This window comes from Eubacterium barkeri (assembly GCF_900107125.1).
In the GTDB taxonomy this organism is placed as follows: Bacteria; Bacillota; Clostridia; order Eubacteriales; family Eubacteriaceae; genus Eubacterium_O; species Eubacterium_O barkeri.
This window is the reverse complement of the sequence record NZ_FNOU01000012.1, coordinates 36,383-56,450: the sequence shown is the minus strand read 5'-3', so window position 1 is coordinate 56,450 and position 20,068 is coordinate 36,383. Positions and strand designations below refer to the sequence as shown.

Annotated in this window: 22 protein-coding genes and 1 tRNA gene; 11 read left to right on the top strand and 12 right to left on the bottom strand. The window is 48.0% G+C overall.

Translation table 11 applies throughout. The features are described from left to right. Window positions 1–76: 76 nt before the first annotated feature. From BLU30_RS08305 to BLU30_RS08285, 5 genes are all read left to right on the top strand, one after another. A complete protein-coding gene (locus BLU30_RS08305) occupies window positions 77–919 on the top strand; it encodes a Cof-type HAD-IIB family hydrolase (RefSeq protein WP_176770870.1) in 843 nt (280 codons plus the stop codon). 9 nt (window positions 920–928) lie between these two features. Further along, window positions 929–1,768 (top strand): Cof-type HAD-IIB family hydrolase, encoded by an 840-nt coding sequence (locus BLU30_RS08300; RefSeq protein ID WP_090245406.1) that lies wholly within the window; start codon window positions 929–931, stop codon window positions 1,766–1,768. Window positions 1,769–1,887: 119 nt separating this feature from the next. Beyond that, the gene (locus BLU30_RS08295; protein WP_090245404.1) at window positions 1,888–3,366 is read left to right on the top strand and encodes an SH3 domain-containing protein; all 1,479 of its coding nucleotides are present in this window, start codon (window positions 1,888–1,890) and stop codon (window positions 3,364–3,366) included. Between the two features lie 376 nt (window positions 3,367–3,742). Continuing rightward, window positions 3,743–4,768 (top strand): Spx/MgsR family RNA polymerase-binding regulatory protein, encoded by a 1,026-nt coding sequence (locus tag BLU30_RS14680; protein WP_090245402.1) that lies wholly within the window; start codon window positions 3,743–3,745, stop codon window positions 4,766–4,768. After that, on the top strand, window positions 4,768–5,487 hold the full coding sequence (locus tag BLU30_RS08285; protein WP_090245401.1) for a hypothetical protein: 720 nt from the start codon (window positions 4,768–4,770) through the stop codon (window positions 5,485–5,487). The genes BLU30_RS14680 and BLU30_RS08285 overlap by 1 nt, the downstream gene beginning before the upstream one ends. Before the next feature lies 1 nt (window position 5,488). Here the strand turns inward: BLU30_RS08285 and BLU30_RS08280 are convergent, their stop codons facing one another. Genes BLU30_RS08280 through BLU30_RS08270 form a run of 3 tightly spaced genes read right to left on the bottom strand, consistent with a single transcriptional unit; the run spans window position 5,489 to window position 7,102 of the window. Beyond that, window positions 5,489–5,974 (bottom strand): DUF188 domain-containing protein, encoded by a 486-nt coding sequence (locus BLU30_RS08280; RefSeq protein ID WP_090245399.1) that lies wholly within the window; start codon window positions 5,972–5,974, stop codon window positions 5,489–5,491. Further along, on the bottom strand, window positions 5,971–6,483 hold the full coding sequence (locus BLU30_RS08275) for a hypothetical protein (RefSeq protein WP_090245398.1): 513 nt from the start codon (window positions 6,481–6,483) through the stop codon (window positions 5,971–5,973). The genes BLU30_RS08280 and BLU30_RS08275 overlap by 4 nt, the downstream gene beginning before the upstream one ends. After that, window positions 6,452–7,102, bottom strand: a complete 651-nt coding sequence (locus BLU30_RS08270; RefSeq protein WP_090245397.1) for a TVP38/TMEM64 family protein — start codon at window positions 7,100–7,102, stop codon at window positions 6,452–6,454. The genes BLU30_RS08275 and BLU30_RS08270 overlap by 32 nt, the downstream gene beginning before the upstream one ends. A gap of 190 nt (window positions 7,103–7,292) precedes the next feature. On the opposite strand from BLU30_RS08270, the gene BLU30_RS08265 reads away from it, so the two are divergent. Further along, window positions 7,293–7,383, top strand: a tRNA-Ser gene (locus BLU30_RS08265). 88 nt (window positions 7,384–7,471) lie between these two features. Here BLU30_RS08265 and BLU30_RS08260 read toward each other — a convergent pair. Further along, on the bottom strand, window positions 7,472–8,257 hold the full coding sequence (locus BLU30_RS08260; protein ID WP_090245396.1) for a response regulator: 786 nt from the start codon (window positions 8,255–8,257) through the stop codon (window positions 7,472–7,474). 2 nt (window positions 8,258–8,259) lie between these two features. Then, window positions 8,260–9,462: a sensor histidine kinase gene (locus BLU30_RS08255; RefSeq protein WP_090245394.1), complete on the bottom strand. Its 1,203-nt coding sequence runs from the start codon at window positions 9,460–9,462 to the stop codon at window positions 8,260–8,262. A 175-nt stretch (window positions 9,463–9,637) separates the two neighbouring features. Here BLU30_RS08255 and BLU30_RS08250 point away from each other — a divergent pair, with 175 nt between their 5' ends. The 4 genes from BLU30_RS08250 to BLU30_RS08235 all read left to right on the top strand — a co-directional run bounded on the left by BLU30_RS08250 (window position 9,638) and on the right by BLU30_RS08235 (window position 12,406). Continuing rightward, a complete protein-coding gene (locus BLU30_RS08250; RefSeq protein WP_090245392.1) occupies window positions 9,638–9,901 on the top strand; it encodes a hypothetical protein in 264 nt (87 codons plus the stop codon). Window positions 9,902–9,965: 64 nt separating this feature from the next. Continuing rightward, on the top strand, window positions 9,966–10,289 hold the full coding sequence (locus BLU30_RS08245) for a hypothetical protein (RefSeq protein ID WP_090245391.1): 324 nt from the start codon (window positions 9,966–9,968) through the stop codon (window positions 10,287–10,289). A gap of 99 nt (window positions 10,290–10,388) precedes the next feature. Beyond that, window positions 10,389–11,726: an SHIRT domain-containing protein gene (locus tag BLU30_RS08240; RefSeq protein WP_143024217.1), complete on the top strand. Its 1,338-nt coding sequence runs from the start codon at window positions 10,389–10,391 to the stop codon at window positions 11,724–11,726. 221 nt (window positions 11,727–11,947) lie between these two features. After that, window positions 11,948–12,406: a hypothetical protein gene (locus tag BLU30_RS08235; protein ID WP_090245388.1), complete on the top strand. Its 459-nt coding sequence runs from the start codon at window positions 11,948–11,950 to the stop codon at window positions 12,404–12,406. Here the strand turns inward: BLU30_RS08235 and BLU30_RS08230 are convergent. The 7 genes from BLU30_RS08230 to BLU30_RS08200 form a co-directional block, all read right to left on the bottom strand. After that, entirely contained in the window at window positions 12,403–13,410 is a 1,008-nt protein-coding gene (locus BLU30_RS08230; protein ID WP_090245386.1) for a Gfo/Idh/MocA family protein, read from the bottom strand. The two genes, BLU30_RS08235 and BLU30_RS08230, sit on opposite strands and share 4 nt — an antisense overlap. A 98-nt stretch (window positions 13,411–13,508) precedes the next feature. Next, on the bottom strand, window positions 13,509–14,354 hold the full coding sequence (locus BLU30_RS08225) for an ATP-binding cassette domain-containing protein (RefSeq protein ID WP_090245385.1): 846 nt from the start codon (window positions 14,352–14,354) through the stop codon (window positions 13,509–13,511). Window positions 14,355–14,493: 139 nt separating this feature from the next. Further along, window positions 14,494–15,018 (bottom strand): YjbQ family protein, encoded by a 525-nt coding sequence (locus BLU30_RS08220; protein ID WP_090245383.1) that lies wholly within the window; start codon window positions 15,016–15,018, stop codon window positions 14,494–14,496. Window positions 15,019–15,028: 10 nt separating this feature from the next. Continuing rightward, window positions 15,029–15,865: a class II fructose-bisphosphate aldolase gene (locus tag BLU30_RS08215; RefSeq protein ID WP_090245382.1), complete on the bottom strand. Its 837-nt coding sequence runs from the start codon at window positions 15,863–15,865 to the stop codon at window positions 15,029–15,031. A 2-nt stretch (window positions 15,866–15,867) separates the two neighbouring features. After that, window positions 15,868–16,572 (bottom strand): triose-phosphate isomerase, encoded by a 705-nt coding sequence (locus BLU30_RS08210; RefSeq protein ID WP_090245380.1) that lies wholly within the window; start codon window positions 16,570–16,572, stop codon window positions 15,868–15,870. A gap of 45 nt (window positions 16,573–16,617) precedes the next feature. Further along, window positions 16,618–17,265, bottom strand: a complete 648-nt coding sequence (locus BLU30_RS08205) for a ribulose-phosphate 3-epimerase (protein ID WP_090245378.1) — start codon at window positions 17,263–17,265, stop codon at window positions 16,618–16,620. Window positions 17,266–17,296: 31 nt separating this feature from the next. Beyond that, window positions 17,297–18,838, bottom strand: coding sequence for an FGGY-family carbohydrate kinase (locus BLU30_RS08200; RefSeq protein ID WP_242873548.1), 1,542 nt, complete (start codon window positions 18,836–18,838; stop codon window positions 17,297–17,299). A 192-nt stretch (window positions 18,839–19,030) separates the two neighbouring features. Here BLU30_RS08200 and BLU30_RS08195 point away from each other — a divergent pair, with 192 nt between their 5' ends. Beyond that, window positions 19,031–19,975: a sugar-binding transcriptional regulator gene (locus BLU30_RS08195; RefSeq protein ID WP_090245377.1), complete on the top strand. Its 945-nt coding sequence runs from the start codon at window positions 19,031–19,033 to the stop codon at window positions 19,973–19,975. Window positions 19,976–20,068: the final 93 nt, after the last annotated feature.

The following is a 20,068-nucleotide window of genomic DNA, read 5'->3' as shown; positions in this document are numbered from 1 at the left end:
CCAGTTTCCATCATGTTACAATATGTATGAAAATAAGTGCAACAATGTAAACATATGTAAAAATGGAGGAAAAAGCATGGGAATAAAACTGGTCGCGCTGGACATGGACGGGACGACTTTGGACAGTAATATCTGCTTAGCACCAGAAACGCGGGAGGCGATTGTCCGTGCCATTGATGCTGGCGTTCATGTGGTACCTTGTACTGGACGGGTTTTTGCCCAGCTGCCCCGGGAAATTTTAGGAATTCCAGGCCTGAATTATGCGGTAACAGCCAATGGGGCTCGGGTAACCGATCTGCGCGAAAACAATACTCTCATTTACGAAAATCCAATTCACAAAGATGTCCTATCAATGCTTTTAGAAATTGTCACGGCCTATCCTGTTTTACTGGAAGTCTATATTGGCGGACGGACATATATGGAACGAAGCTGCTTTGATGCCATGGGAAGCTATGGGGTACCAGAGGAGTATTACAGCTTGTTTGCAGAATCCTGCCAGCTTATTGACTCTGCAGATGATTTTAAATCCTTGCTGAAAAGCCAAAGTGTGGAAAAGGTCAATATCTTTTGCAGCGATACCGAGATCAAGGGCCGGATGGCAAAAGCCCTGAACACGACGGGTGAAGTCATGGTGACGACTTCCATGGAAACAAATTTAGAAATCAATGCAGCAACGGCCAATAAAGGAGACGGGCTTTTCCATCTTTGTAAAAATTTGGGACTCCATGCCCAGGATGTTATGGCCATTGGGGACAGCAACAACGATATGGAAATGCTTAAATATGCCGGATTGGCCGTGGCCATGGAAAATGCATCGAAGCCCATTAAGGCGATTTCAAACTTTATTACCACAACGAACGATGCTCTGGGCGTGGCCAATGCCATGAATCGGTTCATTTCATCAGAGTGGGTTTCTTAGGAGGGAAATATGGGAGAAATCAAGCTGGTTGCCTTAGATATGGATGGAACAACACTGAACAGTGATATAAGCTTGGCCCGGCAAACCCGGAAGGCCATCCAGGCGGTAATGGACTATGGTGTTAAAATTGTGCCGTGTACAGGCCGGGTGATGGATGAGGTCCCCCGGGATGTTCTGGATATTCCCGGAATAAGTCATGCCATTACCTCCAATGGTGCCCAGGTGACGGATTTGAAAAACCAAAAGGTGCTTTACTCCAATACGTTTAAACGGGAAGAGCTCCAGGAGGTCGTGGAAATTTTAGATCATTATGATCTGATGATTGAAGCGTATATCGATGGTGGAATCTGGACCGAGGCCCGGTGCCTGGAACGGATTTGGGACTACAATGTCAAAGAGGAATACTGGAGCATGTTCTTTAAAACCCGTCATGCGGCACCCAGTCGGGATACTTTTATTGATCGTATTTTATGCAGCCCAGTGGAGAAGTTCAATATTTTTTTCCGGCATCAGAAGGAACGGGCACGTTTGGCTGAGCAGCTCCGACAGAAAACGGAGATGACGGTCATCTGCGCAGCAGAGAATAATCTTGAAATCAATAATCCTACCGCCAACAAGGGGGATGGACTGAAGCATCTGTGCGGATGCCTCAATATCTCCGGAGATGAGGTTATGGCCATTGGCGATAGCAATAATGACATTGAGATGCTTAAATATGCCGGCTTGGCGGTTGCCATGGGGAATGGTGGAGAACGGGTTAAACAGGTCTCCGATTATGTGACCAGTACCAACGACGATGGCGGGGTTGCCCTGGCGCTGGACCGTTTTATTCTAAAACGGCCATCATAAAAGGACTTTTTTATGCCACTTTTACTAAAAGTGGCTTTTTTTGCGTAGAAATAGACAAAGAGCGGTAATGTTAAATGCCTTTATTTCAGGTATAATTAAGAAATAAGGAGGGATATTTTATGCGAAAATTATTTACGTTTTTTTTGGTGCTGACCCTGGCCCTTGTCCTGACAACGGGCTGTCAGACTAAGAACAGTACCGATTCCCGGGTCTTGTTTAAAGCCAAGGATGAGAGCGTCGAATTGTATATGCCTAACGATTCATGGAAGGTGATGACTGATGAGACTGGAGAAGCTGAGTTGGCCTCTGGGGAGGACAGTACCATCAGTATTATCTACGTTCCCGCTTCAGAATTCAACAGCTTGACTTTTTATAAAAGCCAGGGGGATCTGGAAGGGGGGATGCGGCAGATTAACGCCGATACGGGGAATACCTTCAGTACTAGCTATTTCTTAGATACCAAGGTGAATGGAATTGAAACCTACAAATACCTGGCGAAGATTACTGACGCTAAGGGTGGCGTTAGCTATACTGAATCCTACACCATCAAAGGGGATGAGGGTGCTTATGTGGTCAATGGCGTCGTCAAGGGCAATAACGAAGTCCTGGTCCAGGAGATGGAAAATGCCGTGGACAGCTTTACAATCCTCACCGGAGCTCTAAAGGGCAGTACGGCAGAAACCGTGGAATCCACCAAGGCGGAAACCACCATCCAAAAAGAACTTCAGGCAGAACAGAACAGTCTGAAAACCTACGATTCTTATACTACCCGATATGCCACCGGGGAAGTCAAGATCCGTAAGACCCCCAGTGTCTACAGCGATAGCCTGGGAACCATTGAGGGCGGTGATGCCGTAACCGTCATTGGGGAGACCAATCATTGGTATAAAATTCAGGATGAAAATGGGAACGCCTACGTTGCCCGGGCTTACTTTGTCGCGAATAAGGATGCTGCAGATGGCACCTTAGAGGCCGAAAAGCAGTCCTTAAAAACCTACGATGCCAAGAAAATGCACACCACCTCAGAGGTGCATTTCAGACAGGATTGCACCACCTACAGCGATATCCTGGATACCCTGGCGGTCAATACTGAAGTTTCGGTCACTGGGGAAACCACCAGTTGGTATCAGGTGACCTACAAGGATCAGAATGGCTATATCGATCGCCGGTACGTGACCATCGACACTCCTGCGGCGACGAAAGCGCCCCAGGCAAAGCCTACCGCCACCCCAGCACCGACGGCGGCCCCGACGGCAACACCAGAACCCACTGCCGCTCCTACGGCGACACCTACTGCCACGCCAGAATCAACGCCTGAACCGACACCGGTGGCGACAACCCAAACGGCAGATCCCACGCCCACCGTTATCCTGGCGGACGGGGTCACGCTGACCAAGCTCGATTCCCCCTTGACGCTGACCGCTCTGAAGCCTGGGAACGTCCGGGAACAACCCAACGCTGAATCCCAACTGATTAAGACCATGGCCACTGGTGATCAATTTACGGCCATTGCCAAAACCTCTGATGGCTGGTACCAGGTCCAATTGGATGACAAAACAACAGCCTTTATCCTGGCAACCTATTTGGGAGGAGATTGATTCTGTCCCCACTCCATGAGACCGGTTTTACCGGTCTCAGAGCGTAGACAAAGTGGTGTAGCGCAGTCAGGGAGAGGATAAAAAAGATTCACCCCGGACCCCAAGCGCTGATGAACAAAGGGAAAGCCCTCAGTTGTCAGTGCGCAAAACCTTCGGTTTTGATGGGGTTCAAGGTAGATTGACTTTCTTAATTTGATGAAAACCCAAAACGCCAGCCCGCAGGGGCAACCGGGGTTCTCGTATTTTTATCATCACCCTGACCTAGGTTTGTCGACACACTGAGACCGGCTCTACCGGTCTCTTTTTATGTCCTGCGTTGCGATTTTGAAGGTCCAATGCTATAATTCTTGTAAGGAAAATAAAAAATGGAGGCTGTATGGACGAAAAACGAACGACCCTTTATCTAGTCCGTCACGGAACAACGGATTTAAATGTTAAAATGTGTTTTCAGGGGGCATTGGATATTCCTCTGAATGCATTGGGTCTGGCCCAAGGGGACCGATTATACAATTATTTTAGAGAAATTCCCATCGATGTGGCTGTCAGCAGCCCGTTAATCCGGGCGAAGCAGACCCTGGAAGCCCTGCTGGGGGACAGGGTGTTCCACTACGATATCCAAATCGAACCTGATCTTACAGAAATCAATGGAGGCGTGCTCGAGGGACGAAGCATGAAAGAGTGCGCCGTTTTGTTTCCGGAATTCATGGCGGCCATGGGTGCCCATCCCGGGGCGGTTAATCCCCCGGGGGGCGAACCGGGACCAGTGGTTTATAAACGGGTGTCAGAGGCCATCAATGGGCTGGTCCGTGAGCATCAGGGAAAGACCATCGTGGCCGTATCCCATGGCTTTTCAATTCAGACCTGGCTCAATTATGCCAAGGGCATCCCTCCGGAGGCGATGGAGGAGGAGGTACTCCCCAATGTATCGGTGAGTAAATTTACCTTTGATGAAAATTTTAAGATCACCATTGACTATATCGGTGATAATAGCCATCTGCCAAAAGATATGCAGCAAACCTATAATTGGGAGGAATTAACCATGGAAGAACCTATTTTCTTATGCTATCCCCGGTGCTCGACCTGTAAAAAGGCCCGGAAATTTTTAGAAGACCATGGGGTGACCTATACCGAACGTCATATTGTAGAGGACCCTCTGACCAAGGAAGAAATTTTAGCTCTCATGGACCGCTATGGGGGAGCGCCGAAGCGATTTTTTAACACCAGCGGCATGCGCTACCGGGAATTAGCGCTAAAAGATATCGTCCCCAATATGGATACTGAAGACATGGCCGTCTGGCTAGCCACCGATGGGATGCTCGTCAAACGTCCCCAGCTTATTTTAAGGGATAAGGTCTGTGTTGGGTTTAAAGAACAGGAGTGGGCTGAGGCCCTGGGTCTTTAATGGCCATGGAAATGAGTGAGCGGTATAGCTGTCTGCCCCAGGGTCCCCAGCCCATGGAAATTGTCCTGCTCATGGGGCGGGGCTGTTTTTGGAAAAAATGCCGATTCTGCGACTATTACGATGATGCTGGAGAGGATGCGGTCAGTATCCCCCTGGATCACAGGGTTCTGGATGCGGTCACCGGGGCCTTTGGCCGTTTGGTCGTCCTGAATTCCGGCTCCTATTTTGAGCTGCCCCGGGAAATCCAGATGCGAATCATCGATCTGTGTGTGGAAAAGGGGATTGCCCATCTCCATATGGAAAGCCATTGGCTTTTGGTGAATCGGGTGAAAAAGCTAAAGGCAGAGCTGGCTGAGAAGGGGATTGCCCTCCATCCCCGGATCGGTATTGAGACCTTCGATGAGAATTATCGGGAAGGGGTCATGGCAAAGGGCATGGGTTATGGTCTCGCTCCCTCGGATATTGCCGCCGTTTTTGATGAATGCTGTCTCCTCTTCGGCATGGAGGGCCAGAGCACTGAACAATTTGAGCGGGATTTGACCCTGGCGAAAAAATGGTTTCAAACCGTCTATATCAACATCTTTAACGATAATAAAACACCCATTAAAGCCGATGTCCGGCTCATCCACTGGTTTATGGACAATTGGTACAAATGCCTTCAAAAAGACCCCCAATGCTGGGTTCTCGTTGAGAATACAGCCCTGGGGGTTGGGGACTAAGCTATTTAAAATGGATGAAGGGTGCCCGCTGATCCGCCGGAGTGATGAGATCCAACAGCACCTGGCGAAGGGCCTGATCCTCCTCGGAGGATCTTTTTTTAATCCGGGCTTCCTTCCCTTTTTTGGGGTTATGGCTTTTCCGAGTCATAAAGCGTTCGTACAACAGCTGGTCCATATTGGTGGCATTGTAGATAAAACCACAGGGATGGACCACCGCCAGTACCTGGGGATAAATCACGGAGGCCAGGCTATAATCGTGGGTTACGATGATATCCCCCTTGCCGGCCAAGGCACTCAGCTTATAATCCATGGCCCCGGGCAGATAGTCGCTGGGGGAAAACGCCATGACATCCTCATCGGTGTCCTCATCCCAATCCCTGTTTCCCTCAGTAAAGATAAAAGCTGGAATATTATATTCCTTGGAAAGTTCATGACAGACTACCTTCGCGCTTTTGGGGCAGGCATCCCCGTCGATTAAAATCCTCATTTTTTCACTCCCTTTCGATGTGATTCTGCGTCGAGCTCCAGGGCCAAATCTGAGGGAGCCCTGTGCTTTAAATTACCCAGGCGAACGTTAAAATAATAATTATTCGTAAATTCAATGAGGGCAAAGGCCCATAGAATAATGCCAAAGATATTAAAGGGTACCCAGAGCTGTTGGGGCTCCCGGAGCAGAAGGTAGATTATTAATAAGGGATAGAGGCACAGGATGTAAGGGGTTACCTTTTTTAAAAGTGCAAAAATTTTAAGAATGAGGGGACGATCCATGGAAGTGCCCCTGGCCTCTTGACGACGGTAATACCAATAGGCCGTTCCCTGAAGGAGGACAAAAATTAAGATGGCACCCGGGATAATGAGCCGTAGATCCAGACCGGTTTCCAGGGTTCCGGCCAGGCCATAGATAATATAGCCACAGATAAAAGCCGTTACCAGCTCGCTGATAAAGAGCTTATGGCATTGTTTTTCACTTCGTGTTGGTGTGGTTTTTGGATTCATGGGGGGATGTCCCTTTCTCTGGTTGATGGTATCGGTGTTTTTCAATATAAGCGGATAACCGCTTGGTATTCAGCAGGAAGATGACGATAAGCACCGCATAGATGGCAATAAAGATAATAAGCTGGGTGGGATTATCCGACATAATACCCGCCCCGATAAGGGTGTTGAGCAAGATACCCGGAGTACGTCCCACCACACAGAGCAGTAAGAAGCGCCGGAAGGGAATTTTGGTCAGCCCGGCCACAAAACAGATGAGGTCATCGGGAAATGCCGGAAAAATAAAAATGAGGAATAGGATGGTTTCCATTTTATCCTCATGGATACTTTCAAACTTCTCAATCCAGGGCGAATTGTGGGAAAATTTAACCACAAAAGGCCGCCCCAATCGCTTCGTCAGCGCAAATACCGCACAGGATCCCAAAATTACCGCCACAGAGCTAATGAGCGTCCCCCAAAGGCCACCAAAAAGTGCACCGCCAATGAGGGTGGTGGTTCCTCCTGGCAGGGGAGCCAAAATAACCTGAAGCATCTGGAGAATGAAATAAACGGCAGGGGTCCATGGTCCAAAGCTAAGAAGATAGGTTTTGAGTGCATCAATGGTCCCTAGATACTTAAGCATGTCGGTGCCGCCTCCTTTTGGTTTATTTTAGCATACCCTGATGGAGAATTCCCTAAAAACCTCAAAAAATTTCTGAATTAATTTCCGGTTTTTCCTTGACAAAAACATCATTCACCATTATAATTATAAACTGTTCGGTAAATAAATATAATCGAATTTTAACTTAATATTTTTACTTTGCTGAAGCAGTGGAGAGGTGTCTGAGCTGGTTTAAGGAGCACGCCTGGAAAGCGTGTATACGTGAAAGCGTATCGGGGGTTCGAATCCCCCCTTCTCCGCCATTTAAAAATTATGCGCGTAAGCGTTTTTTTATTTTTTGGAAAAAATCAAAGACAAACGCTCCCCGTTTCCGTGGAGCGTTTAGTGTCGTTAGCACCAATCCATTTTCTTCAAAAGAGCTGAGAGGGTGACCTCTGCCCAGCTATACTGTTTCATGTATTCCCCTGAAAAAGCCCATTTACCACGGTTCATTCCTTTGAGCAGCATATAATAATCACAATCAAAGGCTTCCATATTGACACAGCGCCCAGTCCGGTCTTCGGAGAGGATCGCCTCGATACCATATTGTTTTAGAATCCGTCGCAGCCGCATTGCAGCTGTGCGGCATAGGGCGTCATCCCCTTCCCCCTCCCAAACCACCGCCATTGCTTCCTTTGTTGTGACAAGTCCCCCTTTACTATCGACTAAAAATGCCAATAACTCCTTGGCCTTGGCGCTTGAAAATTCAATAGGCTGTCCATGTAAAAAAACATCAAAGGTGCCAAAGGTGCGAATAAAGACCGGCTTATCCTGGCGTTGGCTTAAAAGCCGTGCCCGTTGGAGGACATCATGGATATCTGCAGAGGAATAGGGCTTGGTCAGAAAATAGTCAGCCTTAAGCTTTAAAGCCGCATTGGCAAACTGATCATGGGCGGTGACATACACTAACACAATCTCTGGATACAGGGCTCGTAAGGCCTTGCCCAGGGATAGTCCACTCATCTGGGGCATATCAATATCCAGGATTGCAAAATCCACGGCATGCTCCCGGGCAAAGTTCAGGGCTTCTTGGGGATTAGCGAAGCTTCCAAGAATATCGATATCCTGGATCTGGGTACAGAGTTTTTGGAATTTGCGCAAGGCCCAGAGCTCATCATCTACAAAAATAGTTCTCATTTTCACACTTCCTTTTCAGCCTTTGGGATGACCAGAGTAACGGTGGTGCCCACCCCTGGGGTGCTGGATATTTCCATTTTTCCCTGGCACATCTGTGTCAATCGATAGTTGACATTGTACAGTCCGGTGGAGCCGATATCCCTTTCCGCTTCATTTTCCCTCATTTCAAATCCAATCCCGTCATCCTCAATGGTAATGGTAAAGGCATCGGGGGTTTCCTTAGATGTTATTTGGATATGTCCGCACCCACCCTTGGGTCGAATACCGTGATTGATGGCATTTTCCACAATGGGCTGAATGGTCAGGGGAGGAAGCTCGAAATTCGGGGAATCAATGGGGTAATTTAAGTGAATTTGGTTCTCAAAACGTAAATTCTGAATTTGCATATAGGTGCGGACATGGGTTAATTCTGTTTCAAAGGAGACGAGCTCCTGGGAAGACAGGGTATCGATATTCATGCGAAGGTAGCGGGCAAAGGATTCAAGCTCTTCTTTGGCTCGGTTCGGATCCGCCTCAATGGCATCCTCAATGGCGCCCAAGGAATTGTAGAGAAAATGAGGTTTGATTTGGCTGAGCATTAGGGTGCTGCGCAAATTATTCAGGCGTACCTCAGAGAATTTATCCAGCTTCTGATGGACGGTACGAAGCTCTATGACAAAAAGCATAATATTGATAAAGAGTATCCCCATCACCAGGGTGGTTGTACAGGTATTAATAATCCAGATATCCCGATAGGGAAGTCCGTTGGTGGGTGTTACCCAATAATCGATGAATCCGCAAAGGATATAACAGATAATAATCAGGCCCGAGGAATAAATGCCCATGGGGATAATCTCATCGTAATTATCATCAAGATATATAAATGAAAAGCAGACGGGAATTAGGGTAAATAAAAAATTCTGAAAGCCTAATTCCCAGTCCAGAAAGTAGGCAGCCCCAATCTCAAAGAGATAGGCATAGAGCAGGATGCACAAAAACATCAATTTGAAAGAACCGAACCGTGACATGCGATACAGCAGGAAAAAAAGGGAACAGCCAAAGAGGCAGATTCCGATTAAAAGATATTGTTTTAAAAAGAGGAAGATCAATAAAGAGTAAAGGGATTGGACGACACCCAACAACAGGTGAATCAAATAACGGTGTTTATCAATGGATTGATACAGATATTGGAGCAATCGATCCCGATCAATATAGAGTTTTAGCACATCAAAATCCTCCTCAGCTAATTTTAAACCATTTTACAGATAAAACCACAGGGTATCTACGCTTCTGATACGCATGCTACTGTAAAATGGCAGTATGATTGATAGTGAGTAGGATACAGATTCAATTTTTTAGGAAATGGTAGTTAATAATCATTATAACAAAGGAAGGGGGTGGATGCAAGTGGATAATTCCCTTGAAAAGACAGGGAACTCAATGGAGTTACTTGAGTTTTTAACGGTTTATTCGGGCTGTCGGTTCATATCCGATTTAAAATCGACAACACAATGGAAGGTTGTGCTGAAAAAGATAAGTGAGCAGGATACACTTGTAAATCAATTCTCATTGAACGAATGGAAACAGGCGTTAAAATACCTAAAAAATGAAGGAAACCCGGGACAGTCAAGGGAAGCGATTCTTCAACAATTGCTAAAGGAATAGCAAATACAACGGAGAAAGGACAAAAGAAAAGGGCGTGTTAAATTTGAAAAGGATAAAAAGGCACTTGGAAGCTGGCTTATTATTATTTTTTATTGTCGGCTTTTTAGGGAGTGGTGTGGGGGGGTTGACATCAATGCATTCCACCGATGCTCAAGCTGCCAGCCAGGTTTTTGTGCCCTTTGTACAAAAAAACTGGGGACATAAGGAAGAGCAAACACAAAGCGGTTTAATCACCAAAGAGTCAGTCAATATCATTAGAAAAATAAATCCGAATACGGGTATCGGAGCAGGTTGGAGCCGACAAGGCTCCATAAAAATGGGGCTGCTGCTTTTAATCAGCATTTTTTTAATTATCCATATCCGGAAAAAGGCAAAACAAAGAAGATGATTCTTCAAAATAAAATTTTATGCAAATGAAAGAGAAGGATGGTATTAGGACGGTATGAAGAGACTTGGAATTACTTTTTGCATGACAATGATGATTTTTATGAATTTAGGAATGGGTGTTAATGGCAAAGCGGTCAGGGCGGAGAGTTTGGCTTTCACAAGTTATCTTTCTCAGACCTATGGCGTACCCTATACAGAAAAGGACGCCAATGGAAGTGCTGCTGATAGGGATCAGGATGGGAAGTTAACCTATATGCTACCATCCAATGGCTATAAAGCCGCTACAAAAACAATCACAGAAACCATTATCAATGAGCGGGGGTGCCAGGAGGATCAAATAACCACGGTTTATACTGATGGGGTTGAATTTAATGCCCGTTCGGTGATGGATCCTAATTTAGACGATTATTCAAACAATGGATATTTTGAAAAAGTTTACAACCCCAGAAATCATCATGTCAATAGCGATAATGCGGAATTGGCTGCTACCTTTGGCCCTGGGAATCTGGAGGTTCAGCACTGGCAGGATGCGGGACTTAGCCAAACCCAGGTACAGTACTGGCGGATTGTATTTGCCAGCGACTATGCCATGGATAATGCGGTGATGACCATTACCCTTCCCTATGATGGCACCACAAATTCGGATACGACAGACTGGGTGATCAATCGCTACTATCCCGCGGTTAATGGTGGTGGGCGCTATACCCAGGCAATGCAAGGGAAATCCATAACCATCAATGGAAACATAGCAACCATTGAGTTTGGCAATATTCCTTCGGATAGTGCCTATGGGATTACCTTTACAAAAAGATTTGATCCTCCAGCCGATTTTTCAGAGGATAAAAAAGTAACGGCTGCCAAGGTAACCGGCCAATGGAACGAAGAGGGATTAAGGTTAGCATTGATGGCTAAAAAAGAGAAAATGCGGGCAGAAGGGGCCAGTCCAGAGGAAATAAGTGCAGCGACCCTGGATTATATGAAAATGCCGCAATCCATTGAGAGTATTCGTTATGAAAATGAAGTGTGCCCTCGCCGCTTTGATGTCATCCATCACTTCGTAAGTAAAACGGAGGGAAAGGTGTTACCGCCAGATGTTCTAGCAATTCTGCCATTAAAACAGACGGGAAAAACAGTGGGGACAGAAGTTCATGCCACCGCTCCCAGCCAAAATGCAGTGCAGGTTGAGGATGGTATTTGGCGTTTTAAAGGCTATGATCGAGAGAAGGATATTATAGGGGATCAGGATGTTGAATTTGTTGGATATTGGGAATTTGAACCAGCGGCAACAAAATACCTGGCAACAGAAACGAAGGATAAACAGGTAAATAACGATGTAAAAACGGGCATTACAAGGGATCATTGGGGATTGATTCTTTTGCCAATCCTGTTGGCTGCAGTGGTGGCTTACCCGGTAATTAAAAAAATCAAAGGAATCTAATCGTCAGTTAATAGAGGTGATGCCTTCAATCGCTACAAAATACCCTCAATGATCATTTTAGATCATTGGGGGTATTTTGTATGATGCACCGGATGAATTGGAACACCCGTGCGAAGAACTGGGGATTGATGCCAGAATGGGAGTAAGGATATAATTAAGGAAGTTTAAAGCGAAGCTATTGAATCGCATTTGGCGAGTAAATCGAAGGTGGGGGAAGGAGAATGGCCATTCATATTCGGATCCCAAGGATGCTCGAGGAGCAGTGGGATGAGCCGGGAATTCAACAGGAATTAAATCAAGCAGAGCGAATTTTGAAAGGGCAAGGGGCACTGCTGACCGATGGACGGATTCATTTTATCTTTATAAAGGGGGAATATCGCCAAGTAATGCGTCAGTTGAAAATCACTGGCCTGCTTATTAATAAAACGGGAAGCCCCCTTCATAGTATCAGTGCCTCCATACACCTGCGGTTTAATGATTTTAGAGCCATAATTCGGCCTCGGATTGTATCCTTTCCCGGGCATTATATTGGGACGCTCTGGCCGGAAGAAGGGCTATTGTTCCACAGCAATTTCCAGGTAAAGGGAAAAATGGCAAACCAGGTGTTCTCAGCCCTGGATATTAGCGGCAGTATGGAAAACATCCACTTTTCCCAGGAAAAAATAGGCGTTGCCCTTTAAAGAATCTGGGAAGGATTGTCATCATCTGGAAAGATCAGCCCCATCTGTCGCCGGGCTTCATCCATAATCTCCAGACTCATCAGAGAGTATTGATTATGGCAGGCACCAGTATGGCCCGCTTCAATGAGTCGTACCCATTCGGTCACCTGACCCACCATATCCAGATCCCGGCCCTGGCCAGGTGTGGCACTGAAAAGGGATTCGGGGGCACCTTGGCGGGGAATGAGCTTAAGGTCCAGGGGGCGGTTGATGGCCGTTAGCAAAAGGGTTCCATCCTCTCCTTGAATTTGGCTGGGGATATGGCCATCAGTAATTTTAGAATAGGTTAACTCGGCTTCCATGCCGTCGTAGGATGCCAGGATGGTACCCGCACCGTCCACACCGTTTTTGAGGAGGATCCCCTCAGCGACAATTTTTTGAGGTGCACCAAAGAGCTTGACCAGGGGATGGACGCAGTACACCCCAATATCCATTAACGCACCGTTCGATAAGGCAGGGTTAAAGGCATTTTCAACAATGCCTTTTTTAAAATTATCATAGCGGGAGGAGTATTGACAATACTGGAAACTGACCCGGCGAATGGTTCCCAGACGGGGCAGGGCCGCGGTCATTTTTTGAAAACCAGGGGTAAAGAGGGCGCGCATCCCTTCCATGAGGACAAGGTGCTGCTCCTCCGCCAGGGTGATTAGCCGGGCGAGCTGGGCCGCATTGGTGGTGATGGTTTTCTCACACAGTACATGCTTGCCATGGCTTAGCATGAGAAGGGCTTGTTCGTAATGACAGCTATTGGGGCTGGCGATATAAACCCCATCAATCTCTGGGTTTTGGGCCAGGGCTAGGAGGTCGGTTTCGATAGCCTGGGCACCATGTTTTTCTTTAAAGGCCAAGGCCGTTTCGGGATTCCGGGAGTAGACGGTGTGATAATGTAAGGATGGGATGGTCTGGATTGCTGAAATAAACCAATCCACAATAAAATTGGTGCCGATGGTGGCGATGTTGATCATGGGAGGTCCTCCAATAGTTTTTTTATAGTATAACAGAGAAAGGCAAAGATGTTAAAGATTATGATGGTCATCAAGAAAAAAGGGTTGAGGTAAGAACCTTACCCCAATCCGCTACCCGTAATATCCATAAAAATATCTTCAAGGGTAGGCTGATGGCTGTGGATGGATTGAAGGCGGTTCTCCAGGATGAGCTGTTTAAGGGTGTTGTCTTCAAGAAAGGCAGAAATGGGACGGGTCATTTGTTTTTTGCCATGGTCGTACCAGGTATAGGTAATCCGGATGCCGCCCCGGGAGAAAATAAGGTTCTGCGGGGCATCCATGGTGCAGATCTTACCATTCACTATAAAGGCCACCCGATCACACAGATCGGTGGCATCCTGGATACTGCTAGTGGCTAAGAGGATTGTTTTTCCCCGGGCCTTTTCCTTAAGGATCAGCTCCTTCATCATTTGGCTTTGGGTGGAGTCCAGACCCATGGTGGGCTCATCCAATAGAAGGAGCGGTGGGTCGCTGAGCAGGGTCTTAATAAAATTGAGTCGGGCCTTCATTCCTGGAGAGTATTCTGAAACAGGCTTTTCGGCATTATGGGCCAGACCGACAGTGGACAAAAGCTCCTCAATGCTTCGGGATGCCTTGGGGATGGGCGGCGCAAAAAGCCGTAGATTTTCCAGGACCGTAAGCTCGTCATAAAGGGTGGAAAAGGAAAAGCAGACGCCGATGGCACCAGGATGGGCGGCTCTGGCATGGCGGCAGTCCATTCCGGCGATGGAAGCAGAGCCTTGAAATTCTGGCAGCAGCCCAGTGAGGATTTTAAGGAGAGTGGTTTTACCTGAATAGGCCGGCCCCAGGAGACCAAAGCATTCACCACGGTGGACGGAAAAGCTGACATCTTCAATAAAAGGCTCTGGGCTGGGACTGTAAAAGAGGTTTCGTACACTAATCATAAATAAAGATACCTCCGGGTTTCTATAATGGTTTTAACACCATTATAGAGGGACCCCGGGGGAAGGTCAATGGATTCTTTGCACAAAGAACCCCCGAAACCTTTACCGAATTTCATTCAAAGGCTCGGGGGTTATGGGCTTATTCGCCCATGACGATAATCTTACATTTACGGGAACGGGCCCGGGTGCGGTCGAAATCCACAAAGTAGACATAGCCGGTTTTGCCGACGCCTAACTGGCCTTCATCGACTTCGAAAATAGCGCTGGAGCCCAGGAGTGTGGATTTTAAGTGGGCGTCGCAGTTGAGAAGCTGGGTTTTATCCCCACCGGGAATCCAGGATTCCCAATCCGGCCAGGTAAAGACATCTTCAAAATGCTTGTCCCCAGGGTAGCGGTATTGGCCCAGTTCCACCTCGTCGGGGATAATCTTCTTGAGGGCATCATTTAAATCAGCCTGGAGGAATTCCGTGGTCCCGTCCTCGGTGAAGTCGTGGACAAATTCTTCAAAGAAGACGGAGCAGGTGGTGTGGGGGGAAATGACGGTACAGGTTCCGTTCTGGACCCCGCTATTTTTAATGGCAGTCCGAACACTGTCAGTAATATTGATAAAGCTGGGGGTGCCGCCGTGGGATTCAAGCTGGATGGTTTCTTTATAAACGGTCATAAATGGCTCCTTAAATGAAATTATCGAAATTGTGTTTTAAAACGGCAGCCATTCCGGTATTGGCGGCGCGCTTCATGGCCAGGAAATCATCAGCGCCCTGGGCGTGGATTTCTTTGGTCGCACCGACGAGGAAGTCGGTAAAGATATTGATTTTGGCAATGCCCTCAGTGGCACAGCGGTGGATATTATCATCCCCGGAACCAGAGCTGCCGTGGAGGACTAATGGCACCGGAACGGCAGCGGCCAGTTCCTTGAGCCGTTCAAAGTTGAGGACCGGAGTGGTATTACCAGCATAGAGGCCGTGGCAGGTCCCAATGGAAACCGCCAGAGAATCCACATCGGTTTGTTCCACAAAGGCAACCGCTTCCGCAACAGAGGTGTAAATGGAATCGCTCTTTTGGCCTTCAGCACCACCGCCAAAGGCATCTCCCTGGCCCACATGGCCAATTTCTGCTTCCACAGTGATTCCCCGGGGATGGGCCAGTGCAACGACTGCCTTGGTGATGGCCACATTTTCCTCGAAGGGTTTGGAGGACGCATCAATCATGACCGAGGTGAAGCCTAAGTCCATGGCCCGTTCCAAAAATTCTAAATCCTGGCCATGATCAAGATGAAGAACCACAGGAACGGAGACCGCTTCACCCACCAGTTTCCCGATGACCGCGGCTTCTTCCAGGGAAATGACATCCTGATGTGCCTGGGCAAAGGATAAGATCACGGGTTTGCCTTCCGCCTCAGCGGTTTGGACGAAGGTCCGGGCCATATCGAGGTCCAGAAAATCAGGGGCGGGTACGGCGTAGCCGCCTTTTTTTGCATCGTTGAGGATTTCTTTTGAATTGACTAACATTTTTACGCTTCTCCTTCTGTCTTTCTGTCTTTTTCTGCCTGTAAAATGGCAACCGCCATTTCCCGAATCCGCTTAACGGGGTCTGGTGCGCTGAGGATACCACTGGTACCGCCAGTGCCGTCGGCACCCAGACGGACAACATTGTACACATCCTCTGCGGTGGTGATCCCTGAGGCAATCATAATCCCAATGTTTTTATCAATGGCCCGGATTTTAGAAACGGTATCCAGGATGTAATCATCCCCAGCGACCTGGCCCGTTCCGATAAGATCGGTGGGTTCAGCCAGCAGGATATCCGGACCAAGTTGGGCCAGTGCCAAGGCCTCTACGACGGAATCTCCACAAACGATGGTGGTCATCTTCAGTTCTTTGGCCCGAAGAATGGTTTTGTACAAGGCACTGATGGTCAGTGGATTTTCGGCATGGTTGAGGAACACCGCATCGGCACCAGCTGCCTTTAAGGAATCCGGCAAAACATGGCCCATCCCACGACCGGGTGTCAAAGGGTCCATGTGCTGGGCCGTGACGATGATATGGGATGTTTTTTCCCGAATCTGGCGGATATCGGCATAGGGGCAGGTAAAATACAGCTCAATGCCCGTCTCTTTTGCAATTTCATCCGCGGCGACAGCCAGCGCCAGTGCTTCTTCTCCATATAGATACGATTTGGGATTAACGACTAAAAATACATTATGTCCAGTTTCCACAACCAACCTCCAACTTTCTAATACTTTTTTGAATACTTTAAACCGTTATAATTCTTTTAATTGGCTGACCCGATCCGGGATGGATTCCCCTCCGAAGAGGTAGCTTCCGGCAATGAGGATATCCGCACCGGCCCGGACGAGGTCCGCACCGTTTTGGTCATTGACACCGCCGTCCACACTGATGGGAACGGTGTGTCCACATGTAGCCATCAGTGCTTTAGCCTCAGCAAGCTTCCCATAAATGGATTCATCCAGCTTTTGGCCGCCATAGCCTGGCTCACCGCTCATCAGGACAAGCCAGTCTATATGGGGCAGCAGGTAGGGCAGGCGCTCCAGTCCGTAGGACGGCCCGATGCCAATCCCCGCCTTAATACCGAGTTTTCTGATTTCCGCCAATAAGTGCAATGGATTGGGGCAGGCATCCAATTGGAAGGTGATGACCTCTGCCCCGACATCTGCAAAGATCGGGAAATAAATATCCGGGTGGGCCACTTCGAAATGAACCGAAATGGGCAGGGGACAGACTTGGTGTAAATCCCGGACGGTTTGTGGGCCGAAGGCCACATTGGCCACGTAATATCCATCCATGATATCAACGTGGAGATAGTCAATTCCTGCGGCCTCGGCCTGGGCGACTTGAGCGCCCAGGCGGGTTTGGTCACAGGCTAAAATTGAAGCAGATACGCGTGCCATATGAACTCCTCATGATTTGAATGGGTGACCCCTAATGGGTGGTCACTGCGTGCATCCAGTCCTTGGCCAGGGGATAAAATTCCTTGTACTTTTCATAGTAGAAGGTATAGGCATCGTGGCGCTCCTGACTGGGTTCAACGATGTAGTCCACCGTGGTCATGGATTCAGCAGCCGTCTGGATATCCGGATAGATGCCCCCAGCCACAGCGCCCAGGATAGCAGAACCCAGACAGGGCCCTTCCGTTACCTTTGGAACGATAATGGGCACATTGGATACATCCGCATGGGTTTGGAGCCAGAAGGGACTCTTAACGGCCCCACCTGAAATGACGATGCCCTCGGGGACGAAGCCTGCTTCCTTGAAGGAATCCATAATGACTTCGGTACCGTAGCAGATGCTTTCAATGATGGCCCGATACATATGGGCCGGGGTGTGACCTAAGGACAGGCCATAGAACATTCCCCGGATATCCGCATCCACATAGGGTGTCCGATTCCCCTGGAAGAAATCCAGAGCAATGATACCATCGGAGCCAATGGGCAGCTTTTCTGCCTCCCGATTCAGGATGTCATAGACGCTCACACCTTCCTCAGCCGCCTGGGCCTTGTAATTGCCGCAAAGCTGTTCTTTCACCCAGTTGACGATGGAACCGGTGGACGTCTGTCCTCCCTCGACCATCTGAAGCCCATTGACGATGGCATCGGGATAGGAACCCCAAATGCCCTTACTGTGGATGGCTTCCTTAAACTGCGCAATGTGCAGGTGGGAGGAGCCGGTGATTAAGGTGAGTTTACCCGGCTGGACAGCATTGAGTCCAATGACACCGACAAAGGCATCGGCACCGCCTTCACCCACCGGAATCCCAGGGACCAGCCCCATGGCCTCTGCGGCTTCTGGTGTCAGGCCGCCGACGAGGTCCCCCATGGCCATGACTCGGGATGGCAGTTTTTCCACCAAATCCTCCAGGCCGATGGTGTTATAGAAATCGACGGGATAGCCCCCTTCTTCTGCGTTGTAGTACCAACGACAGGATGCACAGTTGATGCTGGCGGTATATTCCCCGGTGAGGCGGTGAATGAGCCAATCCGTACATTCATAGAAACGTGTGGCTGTATTGTACACCTCTGGTTCATTTTCCTTGAGCCAAAGGGCTTTGGCAGGCAGACATTCTGCGGAAACCATGCCGTAGCCATTGTATTTCAGAGCATCGTGACCGGTTTCGTACATCCGTTTGGCTTGTTTGGCCGCACGGATATCCATCCACATAATGGCAGGCCGGAGCGGGACCATATCGTCTTTAGATAAAAGCACTGTACAGCAAGTGGTATCCACGCTCATCCCCCGGATGTAAGCCGGATCAATGCCACTTTCTGCAATGGCGGCTTTAGATGCCTTACAGATGGCATCCCACCATTCATTGGGATCTTGTTCCGCTAGTCCCGAGGCGGGGGTGTAAAGAGCATAAGGCTCCTCACAAAAAACAATAGGATTCCCCTTTAAATCAAAAATTCCAACCCGGGCTCCCCCGGTTCCCATATCGACCCCTAATACACACTCTAATTGTTTCATCATCATTACCCCTTTCAATGATCTCGCAATTGATAAGACACATATGTGCCTTACAGTAACGTACGTTATAGTCATCATACAACGGGAACATATGTGTGTCAATATTTTTTTGAAAATTCAATTATTCTTGACATTTTCGTTAATAATCACGTATAATCTAGTAACAAATGTGCCTAAATGAAAGAAGGACAAGAAATGGCGAAAAAAAACGATTCGACGGAATCAATGTTTAATAAAATGGTTCTCATTGCAACGTTGTACTATAAAGAAAAAATGTCCCAAAATGAAATTGCCAAAAAGTTGGGAATCTCCCGTCCCTGGGTCTCCAAGTTACTGACCCGGGCAGAGGAAGCCGGTATCGTGAAAATCGAGGTACTGGTTCCCTTTACGGAAAACACCGCTTTGGAAAACAGCTTGATGCAGAAGTATCGTGTTAAGCATGTGGGCGTCATAAAAAACGATTCACCCATGAAAGATGATTTAGCTTTAGCCGCAGCCAATTATTTCATATCTGAACTTCGACCTGAGGATGTGGTGGGAGTGGGGTGGGGAACTGGGGTCACCCGGCTGATTTCAGCCACCGAATCACTGAGTTTTCCAAGGGTAAAGATCTTGCCCCTGGCAGGGAGTTTTGGAAACTCATTGGATTTCCTGCCCAATCTGAGCAGTATCCGTCTGGCTAAAACCCTGGGTGCCGTGGCAGAGGTCATCCATGCCCCTGCGGTTTGCAGCTCGGAGGAAGAATTCGAAACCCTGATGGCCAATCCCCAGACCCGTCAGCTTTTGTGTGAGGCCGAACACGCTGATATCCTATTGTTGGGGATGGGCACCTTCGAATCCTCAACCATGCCCCAATACGAAATTTTTACAGCAGAAGAAATTGAAGAGCTGCGCAGCCGCCGGGTTATGGGGGATATTGGACTACAATATTTTGATGTAGAAGGCAGACCCATTGCCATTGGAGCCACAAAAAAACTTATCCGGGCCAATATCTTTGATGCCAGCAGTAATGCCCGAACCAGCATCGGTATTGCAGAAGGGGTAAAAAAGAGGGATATCATCCACGCAGCACTTTCTCTTAAGCTGGTCAATGTTTTATTTACCAATGAGGAAACCGCTATGGCATTGCTGGAAAAATAATGGGAAGAGTCTAAAACGTTTTTAATTTTTGTGTTTACATTAAAAATTCCAATGATTATGCTTAATGATGTACCGTACAAATCCCCAAGACCC